We start from the raw sequence: 18,390 nt of genomic DNA, 5'->3' as shown, positions 1-18,390 counted from the left end.
TTCAGGGTTTAACCGGACAGTATGGACACCGCCTTAAAACCATGAGGAGAGAAATAATTAGGTGGAGAAGCTGTCCGAAAACCCTGCTTGAAGTTTCAGGAGTGGAAAAATGTTCACCATTGTTTTTTACCAAACAATTAGTCTAATTGTATATATGCTTATTGGGGTTATTATAAAAGCAAAAGGTTATTTCACAAAGCAAGTAAATGTTTTTCTTGGTTGGTTTTTAACAAACATTGCACTTCCTTCTGCTATATTAAGAAGTTTTCATATGGAGTATACAGAAGAAATAAAAAAGATTATGTTTACTAGTTTTTTGTTTTCAATCGTTCTGATTCTTGGTACGTTGAGTTTAAGTTATGTTTTTAGTGTAATTTTTAAGAGAAAAAACGTAGAGCGAAGAATGTGGGTTTGCTGTTTTACTTTCTCTAGTATCCTATTTATAGGAATGCCAATAGTAGAAGCTTTATACGGAGAGGTAGGTTTGATTGTTCTCGTTATTTTTAATACGGTGGCAAATCTTGTCCTTTTTACATTAGGTATAATGATTTTTTCTAATAGTTATCAATTGAAATGGAAAAAAGTAGTGCAAACACCTGCGATTATTGCGGCATTAGTTGGCATTATTTTATTTATATGGAAGATACCTATACCTAATTTTATGTATAACAGTCTTAAATATTTGGGAGATATGACAGTACCACTATCTATGATTTTAAATGGTGCTCTATTTTATTCTTCATCTTTTAAAAAGGTATTTTTAGATGTTGATAATCTATTATTTTCATTTATTCGTTTACTAATCTTTCCGATTGTTTTTATTTCTTTTATGAAGTTCGTTACAGATAATTCTGTGCTGATTGGAATTGTAGCTCTTGTTTCCGGTATGCCGACTGGTGCTTTAAATGCAGTTTTTGCTGAAGAATTTGCCCAAAAAGGGGAAAAGGTTTCTCAATATATTACTGTGTCTACTATCATTAGTATGTTTACCTTGCCACTGATTATGTTATTCATATAAAGGGATGGTATAAAATCAGCATATTTTAATAATTGGAATGTACTTATGTAAAGAAAAAGAAGAATGCTACTTGTCTAAGCAGCATTCTTCTTTTTCTCATCTCATGTTGCGAATTCTATTATTCTTTTAAATCTTCAATAGAATCAATATCCATATAACTTGGCACGACAAGCCCTAATTTTGTTCCTTCTAAGTTTGGACCTAGATCTTCGAATTTTCCTTCGAATTTGCTTGCATAGTCTTCATGGGTAATCGGTAACCAACCAGCAATATGCGCATCTAAACTGCCATCTGCAACACCTGTCCACATTGGACCTGCTTCTACTTGGCTTAATGTTACATCATAACCTAAATCTGTTAATACTTTACCGATAACGTTTGTACTTGCGATTTCACTATCCCATGCAACATAGCCGATTTTAATTTTATCTCCATCAACACTGTCGACACCTTCTGTCCATTCGCTAACTTTATCAGCATTCTCTTTTACCCAGCTTTCTGCTGCTTTTTCAGGAGATTCTCCATCGTATATGTCCATCATGACAACGCCCATATCTTCTGTTGTCCAATGGAAATTATCTAATACCTTGTATGCTTCTGGCATATCTTCTTTTAGTCCATTACGAGCAATAGAATGAATGTTTTCATCTTCACCAAAAGACCCTTTTGGATCTTCTAAGTATTTTAAATCGTATGCAGCGAACATCCAGTGTGGAGTCCAGCCTGTTACAATAATTGGTTCTTCTTTATTATAAGCTTTTTTTAGAGCAGCGGTCATTGCTGCACTTGATCCTTCAACTAATTTCCAATCACTTAGCTCATAGTCACTAATTGCTTGGCTAGTTGCTTTCATTAATCCAGCTCCTGGATCAATACCGATAATCTCATAATCTACCTTTTCGCCAATAGTGGCATTCTCGTTATTTACACTACTTGAACTACAAGCAGCTAAACCTAGAGAGAGAGTGATTGCTCCTAGTATAGTTGTTATTTTTTTCATATTATTTTGCCCCCTTTTTTTTCGTACCCACATTTTGGGTAATTCTATCTAAAATGATTGCAAGTACTACAATAGAAATACCTGCTTCAAACCCGCGTCCAATTTGAATCTGGGTTACAGCACGATAAACATCTGCACCAAGTCCAGGTGCACCAACCATTGCAGCAATAACTACCATTGATAGCGCAAGCATGATGCTTTGATTAATACCAGCAAGTATTGTTGGCATTGCAAGTGGTAATTGAACTTTTATTAATTTTTGAGAAGTCGTACTACCAAAACTCTCTGTAGCTTCTGTAATATCACTAGGAACTTGTTGAATTCCAAGAATAGTTAAGCGAATAGTAGGCGGCATAGCAAAAATAACAGATGCAACAACCCCCGGTACTACACCAATACTAAAAAAGAAAATAGCGGGAATAAGATATACAAAGGCTGGCATTGTTTGCATAAAGTCTAATATTGGAATAACAATATTGCGTACAGTGCTATTTTGTGAAGCCCAAATACCTAGTGGGATACCGATTACTATGGAGATAAATACAGAAGAAAGTACAAGAGCTAATGTATCAATCATTGGTTCCCAATAACCTAAATTATCTACAAGTAATAAACCTATTAGAGTAAATAGTGCAATCTTTTTATTCGCTAATTTCCAAGCCAGTAATGCTAATAAAATGATTAATAGAATAGGAGGAATAAATCCAAAGAAGGCTACTAATACATTTACAACAAATTCTAGTACTGCAGTTACTCCATCAAATAATACTTCAAAGGTTGTCGTTAGCCAGTCAACGAAGGAATCAATCCAGTCTGCAACAGGCAGTTTAGGAAATAGATTATTCATTATACATTCCCCCCAACTAGTACTGCTTCTTCGGTAGGTGGAGTATTAATAAGCTCATTATTTCCAGCCAGTGCACCTATAACCGCACCTCTTACAAGAATTCCTTTTAATCTATTTTGTTCGTCTATAACAGCAACCGGTATGATCGCAGTTGAAACTTTATCAAATAGATCAGATAATAACGTATCACCTGTAACGGTAATTACATCTTTTTGAAGAATCGTTTCAATACCTTCATTTTTTTCAGCAGCAACACGTGCATCATCTGCGGTAATTGCTCCGAGCAGTTCTCTGCGCTTATTAACAACATAGATACTTGAAATTCCTAATTTTTTCATCATTTGCAATGCAACACGTGGACCTTTTTCAATGGTTACTGCTTCTGCTCGTTTCATAATGTGATTTGCAGTTAATACCTTCGATAAATCAACATCTTCTACAAATCGTTCTACATAATCGTTTGAAGGATTCATTAAAATCTCTTCAGGAGTTCCGACTTGTACAATCGAGCCATCTTTCATTAGAGCGATACGATCGCCAATTCTCAATGCTTCATCTAAATCATGTGTAATAAAGATGATTGTCTTTTCCATATTAGATTGTAGATCTAATAACTCATCCTGCATATCTTTGCGAATAAGAGGATCGAGTGCACTAAACGCTTCATCCATTAATAGGATATCGGGGTCATTTGCTAAAGCACGAGCAAGACCAACTCTTTGTTGCATCCCACCACTCAATTGGTCGGGGTATTGGTTTTCATAACCGGATAAACCAACTAGTTTAAGTGATTCAAGTGCACGCTCTTTTCTTGCTGTCTTATCTACACCTTGAATTTCTAAACCAAATTCAGCATTTTCTAAGATTGTTCGATGTGGAAGTAAAGCAAATTTTTGAAAGACCATGCTTATTTTTTCTCTTCGAACCTTGCGTAGTTCCTCCTTAGACATACTGACAATGTCTTTCCCATCAATATAAATATTTCCGATTGTAGGATCAATTAGACGATTGAACATGCGGACTAATGTTGATTTACCACTACCTGAAAGCCCCATAATTACGAAAATCTCACCAGGATTTACTTCAAAACTAGCCTTATTTACGCCGACTGTTGCTCCTGTTTTTTTGAGAATATCTTTTTTAGATTCACCATTATTTAATAGCTGAATCGCTTTTTTTGTGTTTTTTCCGAAAATCTTTGTGACGTTTTCGATTTTCAATTTTGCCATACTTTCCATTTTTTCACCTCTTTATTTCTAACGACTCTGTAAACCGAGCCCTTATATAGTATAAAAGGTATAAAAAAACATTACAAACTGTATAATCAGTTAAAAACATTCATTCTGAACGTACAGAAAAAACTGAACGAACTGTAGTGGCTTTATTCTTAAAAATTCGCCCATATGCTACCATATACTATAAAGAACGCTTCTTTACTTTTTTTTCATTCATGTTAATCTATAAAAAGATAATCAATTATTAGTTAATCATTAGAGTTCATCTTGATTATTGAAATAATCATTATTACAATGGATAAGTAAACATATAATATGGATGTGAATGATAAATGACGGATAGAGAGCAGTTAAATATTGCTCGAGAGAGAGTGATTGATTCTGTAGCTCAAAACATGGATTTATATGGTGTAACGGAATCAATTGGCAGATTATATGGAATGTTATTATTTCAGCAAAACCCAATGACTCTTGACGAAATGAAAGAAGAGCTGGGGATGAGTAAAACCAGTATGAGTACATCGGTTCGAACATTGCTTGAATTAAAAATGGTTGATAAAGTATGGCGAAAAGGTGTTCGAAAAGATTTATATAGTGCGGAAGAAGATTGGTATCAAACGTTTATCGATTTTTTTACGATTAAATGGAGATTAGCAATTACTGAAAATGTTTATGCGATTGAAAAGTCTATGAATGAAATTAAAGCGTTATTAAATAAAGACGGGGTTTCTGAGGATGTAATAAAAGATGGGGAAAAAGATTTAGAGAAATTACACTATGCTCTTAATTATTATGATTGGCTTGATCGTTTTGTAGATAGCTTAGAATCCCATGAAATTTTTAATTTAATTCCAAAAAAAGAAGAATAAAAGTTTGGATGAAGGTGTCATTCTTTAAGGTTTGTTGTTTAAACCATAAAGAATGACACCTTTTGTATTTGGATTTGCTGAATTGTATATAGTTTGATTTGTTTCTAAAATGAAAATGGAATGGACCATAATGAAATGAAACTGATACAACGTAAAAAAACAACAAAGTATTAATTAACAGCCTATACTTGATAAGCTGAACTAGTTAAAAAACCTAAAAAATGTGCATTTGTCTATCGCACATTTTAGATTCTTGAATAGGATATATGGAATCAAAAAAAGGAGGTTTTTATTCATGGGTGAAGTTGGAGTAGGTTACGGCGGAGGTTTCGCTCTTTTAGTAGTATTGTTTATCTTATTGGTGATTATTGGTGCTTCTTGGGGTTACGGCGGATTTTAATAATCCGTAACTAACAGAAATTAAGAGGAGGAAATAGAATGTACGGATATGGTTATGGATATCCAAGCTATGGCTATGGTGGTGTAGGTTACGGCGGAGGTTTCGCTTTAATCGTCGTTTTATTCATTCTTTTAATCATTGTAGGTGCAGCTTGCTTCAAATGGTAAAATAATGAAATAATGGAGACTGATTCGTAGAGTCAGTCTCTTTTTTGGGGGATAGAAATAGAATAAAATCTTTTCGTATTACATAAGATTTGCTCATACATGTCTGATAATGTATATTTTTTCAATGTTGCTAAAGCATGAATAATAGCATGAATCATAGTTGGAACAGTTTTTTGATAAATAAACGGCCCATCGAATGGCCAAGGTCCATCCGTTTCTACCATTATTTTTTCAATCGGGTATAAATTCGCGAGCTGTTGAGTTTTTTCCTTATATAAAAAATCAGGTGTAAGGGAAATATAATAATTATTTCTTATCATCTGTTCAATTGTTTTTGGGCTTCCTTTAAACCAATGAAAATGAGCATTTGAAAAGCTATGCTTTTCAAGTAGATTAATGACAATATCAGCTTCTTCATAAATACTATGAAGAACAATAGGTTTTTTTAATTTTTTTGCTAATACAATAAATTGCTCGAGGATTTCAATATAAGGTTGTAAAGGAATAGAAGATGGATCTTTTCTCCTTATATAATGAGGTAAGCCGATCTCGCCAAGGGCAATAGCGCTACTCTGGTTTGCTTCAATCCATGCAAATAAATTGGATATAGATGTATCAGAAGGTAATGATTGTTCTGGATGATAACCATAGGCTGCTTTAATAAAGTCGAACTCTTTGCTTAATTTTTCTGTTTGTTTACATGAATCTAAATTCATAGAGACAGAGATAGCAGCAATTAATGTTTCTTCTTTAAAAAACTGGCTGATTTCGTCTCGATTGTACTGGTCAATATGAATATGGGCATCTATAATTTGGTTCATTTACATCACCTTTTTTGTAGTATAAGGAAAGGAGTGGAGATATTTGTAGCCTCATTGTATTCTCTTTATCCCGCTTCATTAAAATAACATGGTCATCCCTGTTGAAATTATCTTTATTATAACAGAATGAATTATAAAAAATATCTGTACGAGATAAAGAAAACTTCCATCAGTGGAAGACTTATGCTCGTTAAGAATGGGATAATTTCCAAGCAAGAGCACATTCATTTTGAGTAGCTTCTAGGGTTTGCTAAAATGAATGGATAACGAAGTGTGAGGGGGAATTTTGGATGGATCCATTTGTTCAATTAGTGAAGTCTGCTAATTATTTGGTTGTTTTTACTGGTGCAGGAATGTCGACAGAGAGTGGGTTACCTGATTTTAGATCAGCTAATACTGGGCTATGGACAGCAGAAAAGAAACAGTATCTCTCATCTACAGATGCTTTAAATAATCATGTCCAAGAATTTATAAACTTTTATCGCCAACGAGTTCAAGGAATACATGAATTTAAACCGCATCAAGGCCATTATATTCTTTCTGAATGGGAAAGAAACGGGCTTTTAAAGCAAATCATAACCCAAAATGTTGATGGATTCCATCAAGAAGCAGGGAATGATAATGTTGCAGAATTGCATGGAACTTTAAAAAAGATTCATTGTGAAACATGCGGAAAAAGTTATCACAGTGAAGAATACTTACATGAAAATTATTCATGTGATTGTGGGGGAGTCTTAAGACCTTCCATTGTTCTTTTTGGCGAGATGCTTCCAGAACAGCCATTTTTAACAGCCGAGGAAGCGGCAATTAAGTCTGATGTCTTTTTAGTATTAGGATCCTCTTTATCCGTTTCACCAGCAAATCAATTTCCATTGTTGGCGAAACAAACAGGAGCAAAGCTGATTATTGTTAATAAAGAACCAACAGAAATGGATGGGCTAGCTGATTTCGTTATTCACCAATCGATTGGGAAAGTATTGGAGGATATAAACTTTAAGCTAGCTTAATTTAAGCTTTTAGAAATAAAGCTGTCCTATGTTTATCGGGATAAAAAATAACAAAGTATACTTACAGCTACTTTTAAAAAATAGGGAAAATAGCTGAAATAAAACGAGGGGAATACATTTAAACCCATTGCAAACTTTGATATATCGAGATAATATAAGGGAATGGACTAAATTTGAAAGCGTAAAAAGAGAGGAACGTAACATGTCAAAGAATTTTAAACAGGATGTACTATCTCGTCGCACCTTTGCGATTATTTCCCATCCGGATGCCGGAAAAACGACATTAACGGAAAAACTTTTACTTTTCGGTGGCGCTATTAGGGATGCTGGAACAGTAAAAGGGAAGAAAACAGGAAAATATGCAACAAGTGACTGGATGGAGATAGAAAAGCAAAGAGGGATTTCCGTTACATCAAGTGTGATGCAATTTGACTACCAAAATGCACGAGTGAATATTCTGGATACACCAGGACACCAAGACTTTAGTGAAGATACTTATCGTACGCTTACTGCAGTGGATAGTGCTGTGATGATCATCGATTCAGCTAAAGGGATAGAGGAACAAACATTAAAGCTATTTAAAGTGTGTAAAATGAGAGGTATTCCTATTTTTACATTTATAAATAAATTGGATCGCCAAGGAAAGCCGCCTCTTGAATTACTAGCGGAATTGGAAGAAGTAATGGGGATTGAGTCCTATCCAATGAATTGGCCAATCGGAATGGGAAAAGAATTTTTAGGAATTTATGACCGTTTTTATAAACGAATTGAGCAGTTCCGTGTAGAAGATACGGAAAAATATATCCCGCTAAATGAAGATGGAGAGATCGAAGGCGATCATTCAATTAAACAGGATTCCTTATATGATCAAACTTTAGAAGAAATCATGCTTTTAAATGAAGCTGGAAACGAATTTTCTGAGGAGAAAATAAATAATGGGGATCTAACGCCAGTATTTTTTGGGAGTGCTTTAAGCAATTTTGGTGTTCAAACGTTTTTAGAAACATACTTGCAATTTGCCCCATCTCCACAAGCAAGAAAATCTAGCATGGGAGAGATAGATCCTTTGTCTGAGGAGTTTTCTGGATTTATTTTTAAAATCCAAGCAAATATGAATCCGGCTCACCGTGATCGTATTGCTTTTTTACGGATTTGTTCTGGGAAATTTGAAAGAGGGATGACAGTAAATCTGCCAAGAACCGGGAAGCAAGTGAAATTAGCACAGTCTACTCAATTTATGGCAGATGATCGAAGTACCGTTAATGAAGCAGTTAGCGGTGATATTATCGGGCTATATGATCCAGGTTTTTATCAGATTGGAGATACGTTAACAGTTAGTAAGAATGCATTTCAATATGAAAAGTTACCTCAATTTACGCCAGAGCTATTTGTAAAGGTAACAGCCAAAAATGTAATGAAACAAAAACATTTCCATAAAGGAATACAGCAGCTCGTGCAAGAAGGAGCGATTCAATTGTATAAGACTGTCAAAACAGAAGATTATCTTCTTGGAGCAGTTGGTCAACTACAATTTGAAGTGTTTGAACATCGTATGAGAAATGAATACAATGTGGAAGTTATTATGGAGCATGTAGGTTCCAAAATTGCCCGTTGGTTAGTGGACGAAGAAGTGAATGAAAATCTTTCAAGCGGGAGAAGTTTATTAGTGGAAGATCGTTTCGGTAAAAAAGCATTTTTATTTGAAAATGAATTTGCCTTAAGATGGTTCCAAGATAAAAATCCAGAAGTTAAATTATATAATCCGATGGATGAGCAAGAATAGATAGTAAAAAAGAGATTGTTTCAAATGGATATCTTCTGTTTTCTCAAGAGATATCCATTTGTGAAACAGTCTCTTTTTTTAGATAATAGCAGTTTTCTGAAGAATTTTAGATTGAATAAACATGTAAAAATGTTAAAAACGTGTCAGGTTTTTGAACATTAGAATAGAGAAAAGGGGAAGGGAAGACAAGTGTTTATAAAAAAGGGAAAGAATTTATTATGTTGAAATAGCTTAATTGTATACAAATTTAGTTATTTCATAAAATTTTCTTTTAAAATCGGTGAGAGATACTGAAAGAGTAACATTCAAAAGAAAGTCTTTCGGTAGCCGAATAACTGATATATAAGGTTTTTGTGTTTCTAAATACATATAGAAACGTTGAAAACTTATAAAAATTAAAAGTTTTCAAAAAACTATTTGTAATTAGAAAAAAAATAGGTATAATAAAAACAAGTTGTTATAAAAGTTAACAAACAAATGTTAATATATATAACTTGTTAACTTTTTAACGAATATGATACTATCTTACATTTAATAAGAGTATTCTTACGAGTTAAATAGATTGAATATTCATTCAATAGAGTCTGATAGTATCATAAAAAACAAGATATAGGGGGATAAATGCATGAAAAAAAGTTTGTCGCTTACTTTTAGTATTCTATTAGTGCTTGTACTTGCTTTAGCTGGCTGTTCAAGTAAGTCATCATCAGAGGGAGGAAGCACAAGTGGTGCAAAATCAAGTTCTTCTAAAAGTTTACTAGAAACAATTAAAGATAGAGGAACGTTAAAAGCAGGCGTCAATGATGCACTTCCTGGCTTTGGATACATAGGATCAGATGGTAAAAACACTGGTTTTGATGTTGATTTTGCTAAAGCTATTGCAGCAGGAGTACTTGGAGATGCTACGAAAATTGAATTTAGACCTTTATCAGCTACTGATCGCTTTACAGCTGTTCAATCTGGTGAAGTAGATGTATTAGTTCGTAACACAACTTGGACAACAAACCGTGATGCAGAGGTAGGTTTAAGTTTTGCTCCAGTAACTTTTTATGACGGTCAGGGCATTATGGTACCAAAAGATAGTGGAATCAAAACATTAAAAGATTTAGAAGGAAAAACAATTGGAGTTGAAACAGGTACGACTACAGAATTGAACTTGGCAGATCAAATGAAAGCTGCTGGAGTTAATTATACAGCCCAAACATTTGATAATGCAGATGCTGTTATTGCAGCATATGAGCAAGGATCTATCGATGCATGGACAACAGATAAGTCAGGATTAGTTTCTCGTCAGTCTACTTTGCAAGATCCGGATGCACATATTATTTTGGATGAAACATTATCAAAAGAACCTTTAGCTCCAGCTGTTAAAGATGGAGATGAGAAATGGGCTGATGCAGTATCTTGGATTGTATTTGCAACTATTCAAGCTGAAGAATTTGGAATCACTTCGCAAAATGTCGATGATTTCTTAACTAGTGACAATCCAGAAATTCAACGTCTTCTAGGGGTAGAGGGGAATCTTGGTGAACAATTAGGTTTATCTAATGATTTTGCTTACCAAGTTATTAAACAAGTTGGTAACTATGGGGAAATTTATGAGCGTAACCTAGGACCAGATACAGTGTTTAAATTAGAGCGTGCACAAAATGCGTTGTATAGTGATGGCGGATTATTGTACTCTATCCCATTCCGTTAATATTAATTAATTGATAATTTAAAAAATAGGGGGGTTCTCAAAAACCGAAGTGTCATACTCTTTTGAGATACCCCCTATTCTTTTAAGTGAGAGGTGAGAATATAGTGGAAATGAAAAAGACAACATCGACTCCTCTTTGGAGAAACAGAAAAATTATACCGATTATTAGCCAAATTATCTTCGTTATTATAGTAGGAATTGTCATTTCTTTCATGATAAGAAATGTGATATCAGGTCTAGAGCAGATAGGATTGACACTGGGATTAGATTATTTAAACTTAAAGGCATCATTCCCAATTGCTGAGTCCATTATTAGTTATACACCAGATGATCCGTATAAAAGAGCTTTATTAGTTGGTTTATTAAATACATTTAAGGTTTCTATCTTTGGCATCATTTTAGCAAGTATCATTGGAGTAATAGTAGGAATTGCTAGGTTATCAAATAACTGGCTAGTGAGTAAAGTAGCAACAGTTTATGTGGAAGTTTTTAGAAATACGCCATTATTGGTTCAGATTTTCATTTGGAACTTTGCCGTTTTTTTACCAATGCCAAAAATTCAAGAGGCACTATCGATGGGACCTTTTTATTTTTCCAACAGAGGTGCGTCTATTCCATGGTTTACATTGCAAGATAATACAATTATTTGGATGATTGTCCTCATTCTCCTAGTTGTAGGAAGTGTGTTTTTATTTAGAAAATTAACAAAAATATCATTTGAATCCGGAAAATCTACATATCCGCTCATTTCGAGCATCGGATTTATAATGGTTGCAGCGATTATTACCTATTTTATTTTAGGAAATGGACCACTTGGTTTTTCAGTTCCTGTGTTTAATGGAAATTCATTCGATGGTGGAACGTCATTATCTATCGGATTTATGTCTGTGTTAGTTGCACTAACGATTTATACGTCAACATTTATCTCAGAAATTGTCCGTGCTGGAATTATGGGCGTTCCAAAAGGACAGACGGAAGCGGCAAAAGCGCTCGGCTTTAAAAGTCATACAGCACTTCGTTTAATTATTTTTCCGCAGGCGATTAGAATCATTATTCCGCCATTGACAAGCCAATATTTAAATTTAATAAAAAACTCAAGTTTAGCCATGGCTGTAGCGTATCAAGACATTGTTGGAATCGGAAATACAATCATTAACCAAACAGGACATACGTTAGAAACATTATTAATTGTAATTTCTGTTTATTTATTGTTTAGCTTAACTACATCCCTGTTAATGAATCTTTTCAACAAAAAATTCCAGCTGGTAGAAAGGTAGGGAAGTAAATGGATAATATACAACTTAATAATACAGAACCAGTTATGGAGTCGAAAAAGTTAAATAGTCAAAAGAAACTACAATTATGGCTAAAAAATAATTTGTTCAAGGATTGGAAAAACGCTATAGTGACCATTATCACACTAATGTTCACTATATATTTACTAACAAAAGTAGGTAAGTTTTTACTCACTAGTGAATGGGGAGTGGTTACGGATAACTTAAGACTGCTGTTTGTTGGACAGTTTCCAATGGAGGAAATATGGAGATTATGGGTGGCCTTGTTATTGCTATCTGTACTGTTAGGCACTACCTGGGGGGCATGGAGAGGGATTATCGGTCATGTAGCAATTAGTCTTAGTGTACTTTTCATCGTATTTGGAATTCTTCCATATACAGAAGTAGAATCGAAGATATATTTATTTTCAAATGTTGCAGCGATTATTCTTTTTTACTTTGTTGGAAAATATGTGCCGAAAGTAAAAGTTCCCATGCTCGCATTATGGATTTTATTTATTCCAATCACTCTTTCTATTATTAATGGATTCGGAGTATTAGAGCCGGTTAAAACAAATATATGGGGTGGATTCTTATTAACTTTAGTCATCGCCTCTGTAGCCATTATATGCTCTTTTCCACTAGGTTTGCTGCTTGCAGTGGGAAGAAGAAGTAAGCTGCCTCTTATAAAATACTTTTGTATTCTCTATATTGAGTTGATCCGTGGGATGCCACTTATTATGGTGTTATTTATTGCACAGCTATTATTGCCAATGTTCCTTGGGGGGATTCAATTAGATAATGTTGTTCGTGCAATGATTGCCTTTACTCTATTTAGTGCAGCATATTTAGCAGAAAATATTCGGGGAGGCTTGCAATCCGTTCCGAGAGGACAATTTGAAGCAGCTCAAGCACTTGGATTGAGTAATTTTAAATTGATGGTTTTTATTGTATTACCACAGGCTTTAAAAGCAGTGATTCCTGCAATGGTGGGGCAATTTATTTCCGTATTTAAAGATACTTCCTTAGTTGCTGTAATTGGATTAGCTGATTTTCTTGGCATGGGGAAAAAAATCGCTGCGAATCCGGCATATCTAGGGAAATATATGGAGTTATATATTGTTATTGCGTTTATGTACTTCATTTTCTGCTTCTTAATGTCACATGTAAGTAAACATATCGAAAAATCACTTGGAGTAGGAACGAGATAGAAAGGAGAATGAGAGAATGGAAAGTGTGTTTGATGTAGATAAATTAACAACGCCTTTAAATGAGAGAGAAGATATTATTAAAGTAAAGAAATTGAATAAATGGTATGGGGATCACCATGTATTAAAGGATGTAGATTTAACAGTAAAACAAGGAGAAGTAATTGTTATTTTAGGACCTTCAGGGTCTGGTAAATCCACATTTATTCGAACTATTAATGCCTTAGAAGAATTTCAAAAAGGGGAAATAGTTGTTGATAATATTGCATTGACAGATGATCTGAAAAATATTGAGGAAATTCGCAAAGAAACGGGGATGGTGTTCCAATCATTTAATTTATTTCCTCATATGACCATTCTCAAAAATATTTCTTTAGCACCAATTTGGGTAAGAAAGTGGAAAAAGGCAAAAGCAGAACAAATTGCAAAAGAGTTGCTAGAAAGAGTCGGAATTCCAGAGCAAGCAAATAAATATCCAGGACAATTGTCAGGTGGACAACAGCAGCGTGTGGCAATAGCAAGAGCACTAGCAATGCAGCCGAAAATTATGCTATTTGATGAACCTACTTCTGCGCTTGATCCTGAAATGGTAAAAGAAGTATTGGATGTTATGAAAACTTTAGCAGAATCAGGTATGACCATGCTAGTAGTAACACATGAAATGGGATTTGCGAGACAAGTAGCGGATCGTATTATTCTATTTGATAAAGGAGAAATTGTAGAAATGGGGAAACCGGAAGAAATATTTGATAATCCAAAGCATGAACGGACTAAAGCATTCCTATCTCAGATACTTTAAAAAAAGAGCCATTGGCTCTTTTTTTGTTTGGTTTGTGTGGTTTCGAAAACCCCTGGCTATGCCGGGGGTTCTAAAGAGCTTCAAGCGTGGTATTAAAAAACCCCCCTTCAAATGGTAGGATAAAGTTGGTTTCCCGACCACTTTAACTCGCCATAGAAGGAGGTATGCCCCTTGAAGGACATGAATAGTTTAGCACACACGACATGGAATTGTAAGTATCACATCGTATTTGCACCAAAGTACAGAAGACAAATTATTTATGGGAAATACAAAAAGAGTATTGGACAAATTATCCGGGATTTGTGTGAACGAAAGGGTGTTGTCATTCATGAAGCCAATGCTTGTCCTGACCACATTCATATGTTAGTAAGTATCCCACCAAAATTAAGTGTGTCTCAGTTCATGGGTTACTTGAAAGGAAAAAGTAGTCTCATGATTTTCGATAGACATGCCAATTTAAAGTACCGATATGGAAATCGTAAATTTTGGTGTCGTGGCTTCTATGTTGATACCGTAGGCCGAAACAAAAAGCAAATACAAGAATACATTCGAAATCAGCTGGTAGAAGACTACCGAGCTGACCAGTTAACATTGTTCGAAGAGTTTGATCCGTTTACAGGAGAAAAAAATAAGAAGAAATAACGGAATTCTTTAGAATTGGTGAGAGAATGTGGTGCAAAAGGGAAACCCTTTCAGTGGGCCTTTAAGGCCAAGGCCGGTAAGAGAGGCTTTCAGCCGCAGAGCAAACCACCAGTTCACACTGGTGGTTTTGATTTGTAAATATATAACAATTCATTTTGTATAAAATATCACTAGCGTCGCATTAAAATAATACAACGCCTTCCGGAAATCTGAATTTTCTGTAATATTAATGATACACAAAAAAATCCTTTATAATGGTTGGACGGTAGTAAACCATCCAAATCCAACATAAAGGACATAAGCATGGATAAGTTTACACGAAAAACATCATTTGAACAATGGTTTTCACCGATTTCCTCCACAAAACTTGAAGAATTGGTTGAAACCCATCAATTAAATTACTATACAAAGAAGCTACACATCGCTTCATTCCTGAAATTACTGCTGTTTGCGCAGCTGAATGAAACCGAAAGTCTGCGTGCTGTCAGTGATACATTGTTTTCAGACGACCTACAAAAAGCAACGAATTTGGAATCGATTAGCTTTTCACAATTAGGACGTCGATTAAATCAAGTACCGACAGAGGTGTTCCAGCAGGTGTTTCTAGATTTAGTCGCGCAAATTCATGAGAAAACGGATTTTGATAAGCGACGTAAAATGACAACACCACTGAAAATCATCGACTCGAGTACGTTGCCACTGAATTTGAACAATCATAAATGGGCTAAGTTCCGCAAAACAAAGTCAGGCATTAAGCTTCATTTACGTCTTGTTTACTTAGAAAAGGGTTGTTCCTATCCAGACAAAGCGGTGTTAACGAATGCGATCGAACATGATCGAGGTCAGCTAGAAGTACTCGTTGACGACAAAGAGTGCATGTACGTCTTTGACCGTGGCTACTTGGATTACGAGCGATTCGACCGCATGACCGACGATGGTTACTTCTTCGTTTCACGCTTGCGGAAAAACGCTGTAACTCATCAAATCGAGGAATTTGATCTTCCAAAAGATTCAACCGTTTTATCAGATGAAATGATTTCCTTGGGCACAGCACAAAGTCGAGCAGGTAATGAATTCAGACAATTGAAAGTGTTGGATTCAAAAGGAAATGAGTTACACCTCATAACGAATCGCTTCGACTTGAGTGCAGATGAAATCGCTGAATTGTATAAATCACGCTGGGCAATCGAGCTGTTTTTCAAGTGGATGAAGCAACATTTAAACATCAAAAAGTTCTACGGACAAAGCGAACAAGCTGTGCATAATCAAGTGTACATCGCGATGATCGTCTACTGTTTACATGTACTGGCTCAGCTGAGTACAAATAGTTCACGGACGTACTTACAAATCAGTCGGTGGCTAAAAGCAGCACCCTGGAAACCAGCACGTATTTGGATTCGAAAAATAGCAGGAAGAGCTGTCCCGTAAAGGTTTAACCGTTTCTGTCGCCCTCGCCAAAGGTTATAGTAAAAAAATGGATGATTACTACCTCTGTTCGCGTGTCTTCGTTTTTCTTCTCAAACGGGAATATCAGAAAACAGAATATTCAGTTAGAATTTATGCGACGTTAGTGATAAAATATCACTATTTCGCTAAAAATGTAACAGTAGGTATAGAAAAATAGATGGTGATTCCAATGAAGGGCCTAAGTAGACTTGAAGCAATAATGTGGAGTATCGCACTTCCAGGTTTTAGTCAGTTATTATTGAAAAAATATTGGAAAGGAACATTGTTTGTTATTTTAGAGTTCATTATAAATGCGAAAAGTAATTTTAATTTAGCAATCATGCTAAGTTTTTGCGGCAATATCCAAGAGGCGATTGATATTATGGATTTTCAATGGATATTGTTTTATCCGTGTTTATATATGTTTGCAATGTGGGACGCGTATAAGGAAGTAATGGAAACAGACAATGAATATGCTTTCTTACCATTTGTATTTTGTGCATATTTTGTAACAGTAGGCGTTTTTTATTCGACGAAGTTGAAGTTATTTGGTGTGTTGTTAGGTCCTGTATTCTTGCCGATGGTTTTTTTGATACCTGGTATCATATGTGGTCATGCAGTAAAGTATTGTTTAATTTATTTTCGAAGGAAGAAGAATATGTCCTAGTTGTTCAATAAGGTGATAAAGAAAAAAAGTGAGATGTTGAAATAATGGTTAAGGGAAATTTCACTAGTGTTGCATTAATTTAATTTCATTATTAAAAATACTCGAAATGTTCACTTTTATTATTTTATGCATAGAAAAAGTCCTTTATAATGGATAAGTCAGGTGGTAACCCGTCCAAATCCACTAAAAAAGGACCAATCTCATGGACAAGATTACACGAAAAACTTCATTTGGACAATGGTTTTCACCAATAAATCTTCAATTATTTGAAGAAAACGTGAAAACGTTGAAATTAGATTTCTATACGAAAAAACTAACGACAGAGTCATTTCTAAAATTATTACTTTTTGCGCAGCTAGAAGAAGTCGAAAGTCTGCATGCGCTGAGCGATTGTCTTTTCGATGATCAACTGCAAAAGGGCATTGATCTTGATTCTATCAGTATTTCCCAACTCTCACGCCGTTTAAATGGCATGAATCCAGACTTATTCCAAAAGCTTTTCCTTGATTTAGTTTCACAAATTCATGCCAAAACGCACAACACGAAACTTGTGATGCCATTAAAAATCATTGATTCAAGCACATTGCCTCTCAATTTGACTAATCATAAATGGGCAAAATTCCGCAAAACAAAAGCGGGTGTTAAATTGCACTTACGCCTTGTGTTTATGGAAAAAGGTATATCCTATCCCGAAAAGGCCATTATGACAACGGCCAAAGAACATGACCGCGGTCAGCTTGAAGTAATGGTTGATGACAAGGAATGTATGTATGTGTTTGACCGTGGTTACTTAGACTACGAACGCTTTGATCGGATGACAGATGACGGCTACTTTTTCCTTTCTAGGCTGCGAAAAAACGCAGTCATACGGGAGGTTTACGATTTTAAACTACCCGAGAATACATCTGTTTTGTCGGATCAAATGGTGTTGATTGGTACGACGCAAAACCGTGCCGAAAATTACTTTCGTCTTCTAAAAGTGATTGATTCAAAAGGAAATGAGCTTCATTTAATCACAAATCGTTTTGATTTAAGTGCTGAAGAAATCTCAAAGATGTATAAATCACGCTGGGCGATTGAGTTATTTTTCAAATGGATTAAACAACATCTCCATATCAAAAAGTTTTACGGCCAAAGCGAATGGGCAATTCAGAATCAAGTGTTTATCGCACTTATTGTTTTTTGCCTGCATGTTCTCGCACAAATCGAGACAAAAAGTAAACGAAAAACCCTACAAATTAGCCGATATTTACGGGCAGCTTTGTGGAAACCAGCACATATTTGGCTTCGAAAGATTGAAGGAAAAACCATTCCTTAATAAACAAATTGTCGTCGTCTCTTAAGTCTAATTGTAAAAAATTTCCAAATGGATGGATCCACCTTTAGTTGGGTATTTACTTTTTTGGCTCTTAACAGGGGACATATTTAAACTGAATATTCTAACAACATTTATGCAACACTAGTGGGGAAATTTCAGTAAAATAAAAAAATAAATAAAAAACCATTGG

18 protein-coding genes are annotated in these 18,390 nt (G+C 34.9%); 14 read left to right on the top strand and 4 right to left on the bottom strand.

Annotated elements, in window-relative coordinates:
- Positions 1–109 precede the first annotated feature (109 nt).
- Entirely contained in the window at positions 110–1,018 is a 909-nt protein-coding gene (locus tag NST60_RS02730; RefSeq protein ID WP_341098104.1) for an AEC family transporter, read from the top strand.
- Between the two features lie 118 nt (positions 1,019–1,136).
- Here NST60_RS02730 and NST60_RS02725 read toward each other — a convergent pair whose 3' ends face one another.
- From NST60_RS02725 to proV, 3 genes are read right to left on the bottom strand one after another with little or no spacing between them, the layout of a single operon-like run.
- Positions 1,137–2,018: a glycine betaine ABC transporter substrate-binding protein gene (locus NST60_RS02725; RefSeq protein ID WP_101730110.1), complete on the bottom strand. Its 882-nt coding sequence runs from the start codon at positions 2,016–2,018 to the stop codon at positions 1,137–1,139.
- Position 2,019: 1 nt separating this feature from the next.
- Positions 2,020–2,865 carry an ABC transporter permease gene (locus NST60_RS02720; protein WP_016200894.1) on the bottom strand — a complete coding sequence of 282 codons (846 nt, stop codon included), beginning with the start codon at positions 2,863–2,865 and terminating at the stop codon, positions 2,020–2,022.
- Entirely contained in the window at positions 2,865–4,103 is a 1,239-nt protein-coding gene (gene proV / locus NST60_RS02715) for a glycine betaine/L-proline ABC transporter ATP-binding protein ProV (protein ID WP_169188310.1), read from the bottom strand. The genes NST60_RS02720 and proV overlap by 1 nt, the downstream gene beginning before the upstream one ends.
- Positions 4,104–4,432: 329 nt before the next feature.
- On the opposite strand from proV, the gene NST60_RS02710 reads away from it, so the two are divergent.
- The 3 genes from NST60_RS02710 (at position 4,433) to NST60_RS02700 (ending at position 5,536) form a co-directional block, all read left to right on the top strand.
- Positions 4,433–4,969 (top strand): GbsR/MarR family transcriptional regulator, encoded by a 537-nt coding sequence (locus NST60_RS02710; RefSeq protein ID WP_101730109.1) that lies wholly within the window; start codon positions 4,433–4,435, stop codon positions 4,967–4,969.
- 295 nt (positions 4,970–5,264) lie between these two features.
- Positions 5,265–5,369: a YjcZ family sporulation protein gene (locus tag NST60_RS02705; RefSeq protein ID WP_081836530.1), complete on the top strand. Its 105-nt coding sequence runs from the start codon at positions 5,265–5,267 to the stop codon at positions 5,367–5,369.
- 38 nt (positions 5,370–5,407) lie between these two features.
- Positions 5,408–5,536 carry a YjcZ family sporulation protein gene (locus tag NST60_RS02700; protein ID WP_101730108.1) on the top strand — a complete coding sequence of 43 codons (129 nt, stop codon included), beginning with the start codon at positions 5,408–5,410 and terminating at the stop codon, positions 5,534–5,536.
- A 32-nt stretch (positions 5,537–5,568) separates the two neighbouring features.
- Here NST60_RS02700 and NST60_RS02695 read toward each other — a convergent pair whose 3' ends face one another.
- Positions 5,569–6,357, bottom strand: a complete 789-nt coding sequence (locus tag NST60_RS02695; protein ID WP_169188311.1) for a TatD family hydrolase — start codon at positions 6,355–6,357, stop codon at positions 5,569–5,571.
- A gap of 290 nt (positions 6,358–6,647) precedes the next feature.
- Between NST60_RS02695 and NST60_RS02690 the strand changes: the two genes are divergently transcribed.
- The 10 genes from NST60_RS02690 (at position 6,648) to NST60_RS02645 (ending at position 18,200) form a co-directional block, all read left to right on the top strand.
- Positions 6,648–7,364, top strand: coding sequence for an NAD-dependent deacylase (locus NST60_RS02690; RefSeq protein ID WP_169188312.1), 717 nt, complete (start codon positions 6,648–6,650; stop codon positions 7,362–7,364).
- Between the two features lie 202 nt (positions 7,365–7,566).
- Entirely contained in the window at positions 7,567–9,147 is a 1,581-nt protein-coding gene (locus tag NST60_RS02685; RefSeq protein WP_016200900.1) for a peptide chain release factor 3, read from the top strand.
- Positions 9,148–9,772: 625 nt separating this feature from the next.
- A complete protein-coding gene (locus NST60_RS02680) occupies positions 9,773–10,846 on the top strand; it encodes an amino acid ABC transporter substrate-binding protein (protein WP_169188313.1) in 1,074 nt (357 codons plus the stop codon).
- Between the two features lie 110 nt (positions 10,847–10,956).
- Complete coding sequence (locus tag NST60_RS02675; protein ID WP_040342448.1) at positions 10,957–12,123, top strand: amino acid ABC transporter permease; 1,167 nt, start codon at positions 10,957–10,959, stop codon at positions 12,121–12,123.
- Between the two features lie 8 nt (positions 12,124–12,131).
- On the top strand, positions 12,132–13,331 hold the full coding sequence (locus NST60_RS02670) for an amino acid ABC transporter permease (protein ID WP_101730105.1): 1,200 nt from the start codon (positions 12,132–12,134) through the stop codon (positions 13,329–13,331).
- Positions 13,332–13,347: 16 nt separating this feature from the next.
- Positions 13,348–14,127, top strand: coding sequence for an amino acid ABC transporter ATP-binding protein (locus NST60_RS02665; RefSeq protein ID WP_341098094.1), 780 nt, complete (start codon positions 13,348–13,350; stop codon positions 14,125–14,127).
- A 180-nt stretch (positions 14,128–14,307) separates the two neighbouring features.
- The gene (tnpA, locus tag NST60_RS02660; protein ID WP_098796075.1) at positions 14,308–14,769 is read left to right on the top strand and encodes an IS200/IS605 family transposase; all 462 of its coding nucleotides are present in this window, start codon (positions 14,308–14,310) and stop codon (positions 14,767–14,769) included.
- Between the two features lie 303 nt (positions 14,770–15,072).
- Positions 15,073–16,197, top strand: coding sequence for an IS4 family transposase (locus tag NST60_RS02655; protein WP_100525935.1), 1,125 nt, complete (start codon positions 15,073–15,075; stop codon positions 16,195–16,197).
- Positions 16,198–16,405: 208 nt separating this feature from the next.
- Complete coding sequence (locus NST60_RS02650; protein WP_101730103.1) at positions 16,406–16,882, top strand: hypothetical protein; 477 nt, start codon at positions 16,406–16,408, stop codon at positions 16,880–16,882.
- Positions 16,883–17,084: 202 nt separating this feature from the next.
- Positions 17,085–18,200 (top strand): IS4 family transposase, encoded by a 1,116-nt coding sequence (locus NST60_RS02645; protein ID WP_100525938.1) that lies wholly within the window; start codon positions 17,085–17,087, stop codon positions 18,198–18,200.
- Positions 18,201–18,390: the final 190 nt, after the last annotated feature.

It is taken from the genome of Niallia sp. FSL W8-1348 (assembly GCF_038006745.1).
In the GTDB taxonomy this organism is placed as follows: Bacteria; Bacillota; Bacilli; order Bacillales; family Cytobacillaceae; genus Niallia; species Niallia alba.
This window is presented reverse-complemented; position numbering and strand designations above follow the sequence as displayed.

Coding starts and splice junctions, on each gene's coding strand:
- NST60_RS02695 (WP_169188311.1), bottom strand. CDS start 6,357: ATGAACCAAATTATAGATGCCCATATTCATATTGACCAGTACAATCGA.
- NST60_RS02655 (WP_100525935.1), top strand. CDS start 15,073: ATGGATAAGTTTACACGAAAAACATCATTTGAACAATGGTTTTCACCG.
- NST60_RS02710 (WP_101730109.1), top strand. CDS start 4,433: ATGACGGATAGAGAGCAGTTAAATATTGCTCGAGAGAGAGTGATTGAT.
- NST60_RS02665 (WP_341098094.1), top strand. CDS start 13,348: ATGGAAAGTGTGTTTGATGTAGATAAATTAACAACGCCTTTAAATGAG.
- NST60_RS02690 (WP_169188312.1), top strand. CDS start 6,648: ATGGATCCATTTGTTCAATTAGTGAAGTCTGCTAATTATTTGGTTGTT.
- NST60_RS02720 (WP_016200894.1), bottom strand. CDS start 2,865: ATGAATAATCTATTTCCTAAACTGCCTGTTGCAGACTGGATTGATTCC.
- tnpA (WP_098796075.1), top strand. CDS start 14,308: ATGAATAGTTTAGCACACACGACATGGAATTGTAAGTATCACATCGTA.
- NST60_RS02705 (WP_081836530.1), top strand. CDS start 5,265: ATGGGTGAAGTTGGAGTAGGTTACGGCGGAGGTTTCGCTCTTTTAGTA.
- NST60_RS02670 (WP_101730105.1), top strand. CDS start 12,132: ATGGATAATATACAACTTAATAATACAGAACCAGTTATGGAGTCGAAA.
- NST60_RS02680 (WP_169188313.1), top strand. CDS start 9,773: ATGAAAAAAAGTTTGTCGCTTACTTTTAGTATTCTATTAGTGCTTGTA.
- NST60_RS02645 (WP_100525938.1), top strand. CDS start 17,085: ATGGACAAGATTACACGAAAAACTTCATTTGGACAATGGTTTTCACCA.
- NST60_RS02700 (WP_101730108.1), top strand. CDS start 5,408: ATGTACGGATATGGTTATGGATATCCAAGCTATGGCTATGGTGGTGTA.
- NST60_RS02650 (WP_101730103.1), top strand. CDS start 16,406: ATGAAGGGCCTAAGTAGACTTGAAGCAATAATGTGGAGTATCGCACTT.
- proV (WP_169188310.1), bottom strand. CDS start 4,103: ATGGAAAGTATGGCAAAATTGAAAATCGAAAACGTCACAAAGATTTTC.
- NST60_RS02685 (WP_016200900.1), top strand. CDS start 7,567: ATGTCAAAGAATTTTAAACAGGATGTACTATCTCGTCGCACCTTTGCG.
- NST60_RS02725 (WP_101730110.1), bottom strand. CDS start 2,018: ATGAAAAAAATAACAACTATACTAGGAGCAATCACTCTCTCTCTAGGT.
- NST60_RS02730 (WP_341098104.1), top strand. CDS start 110: ATGTTCACCATTGTTTTTTACCAAACAATTAGTCTAATTGTATATATG.
- NST60_RS02675 (WP_040342448.1), top strand. CDS start 10,957: ATGAAAAAGACAACATCGACTCCTCTTTGGAGAAACAGAAAAATTATA.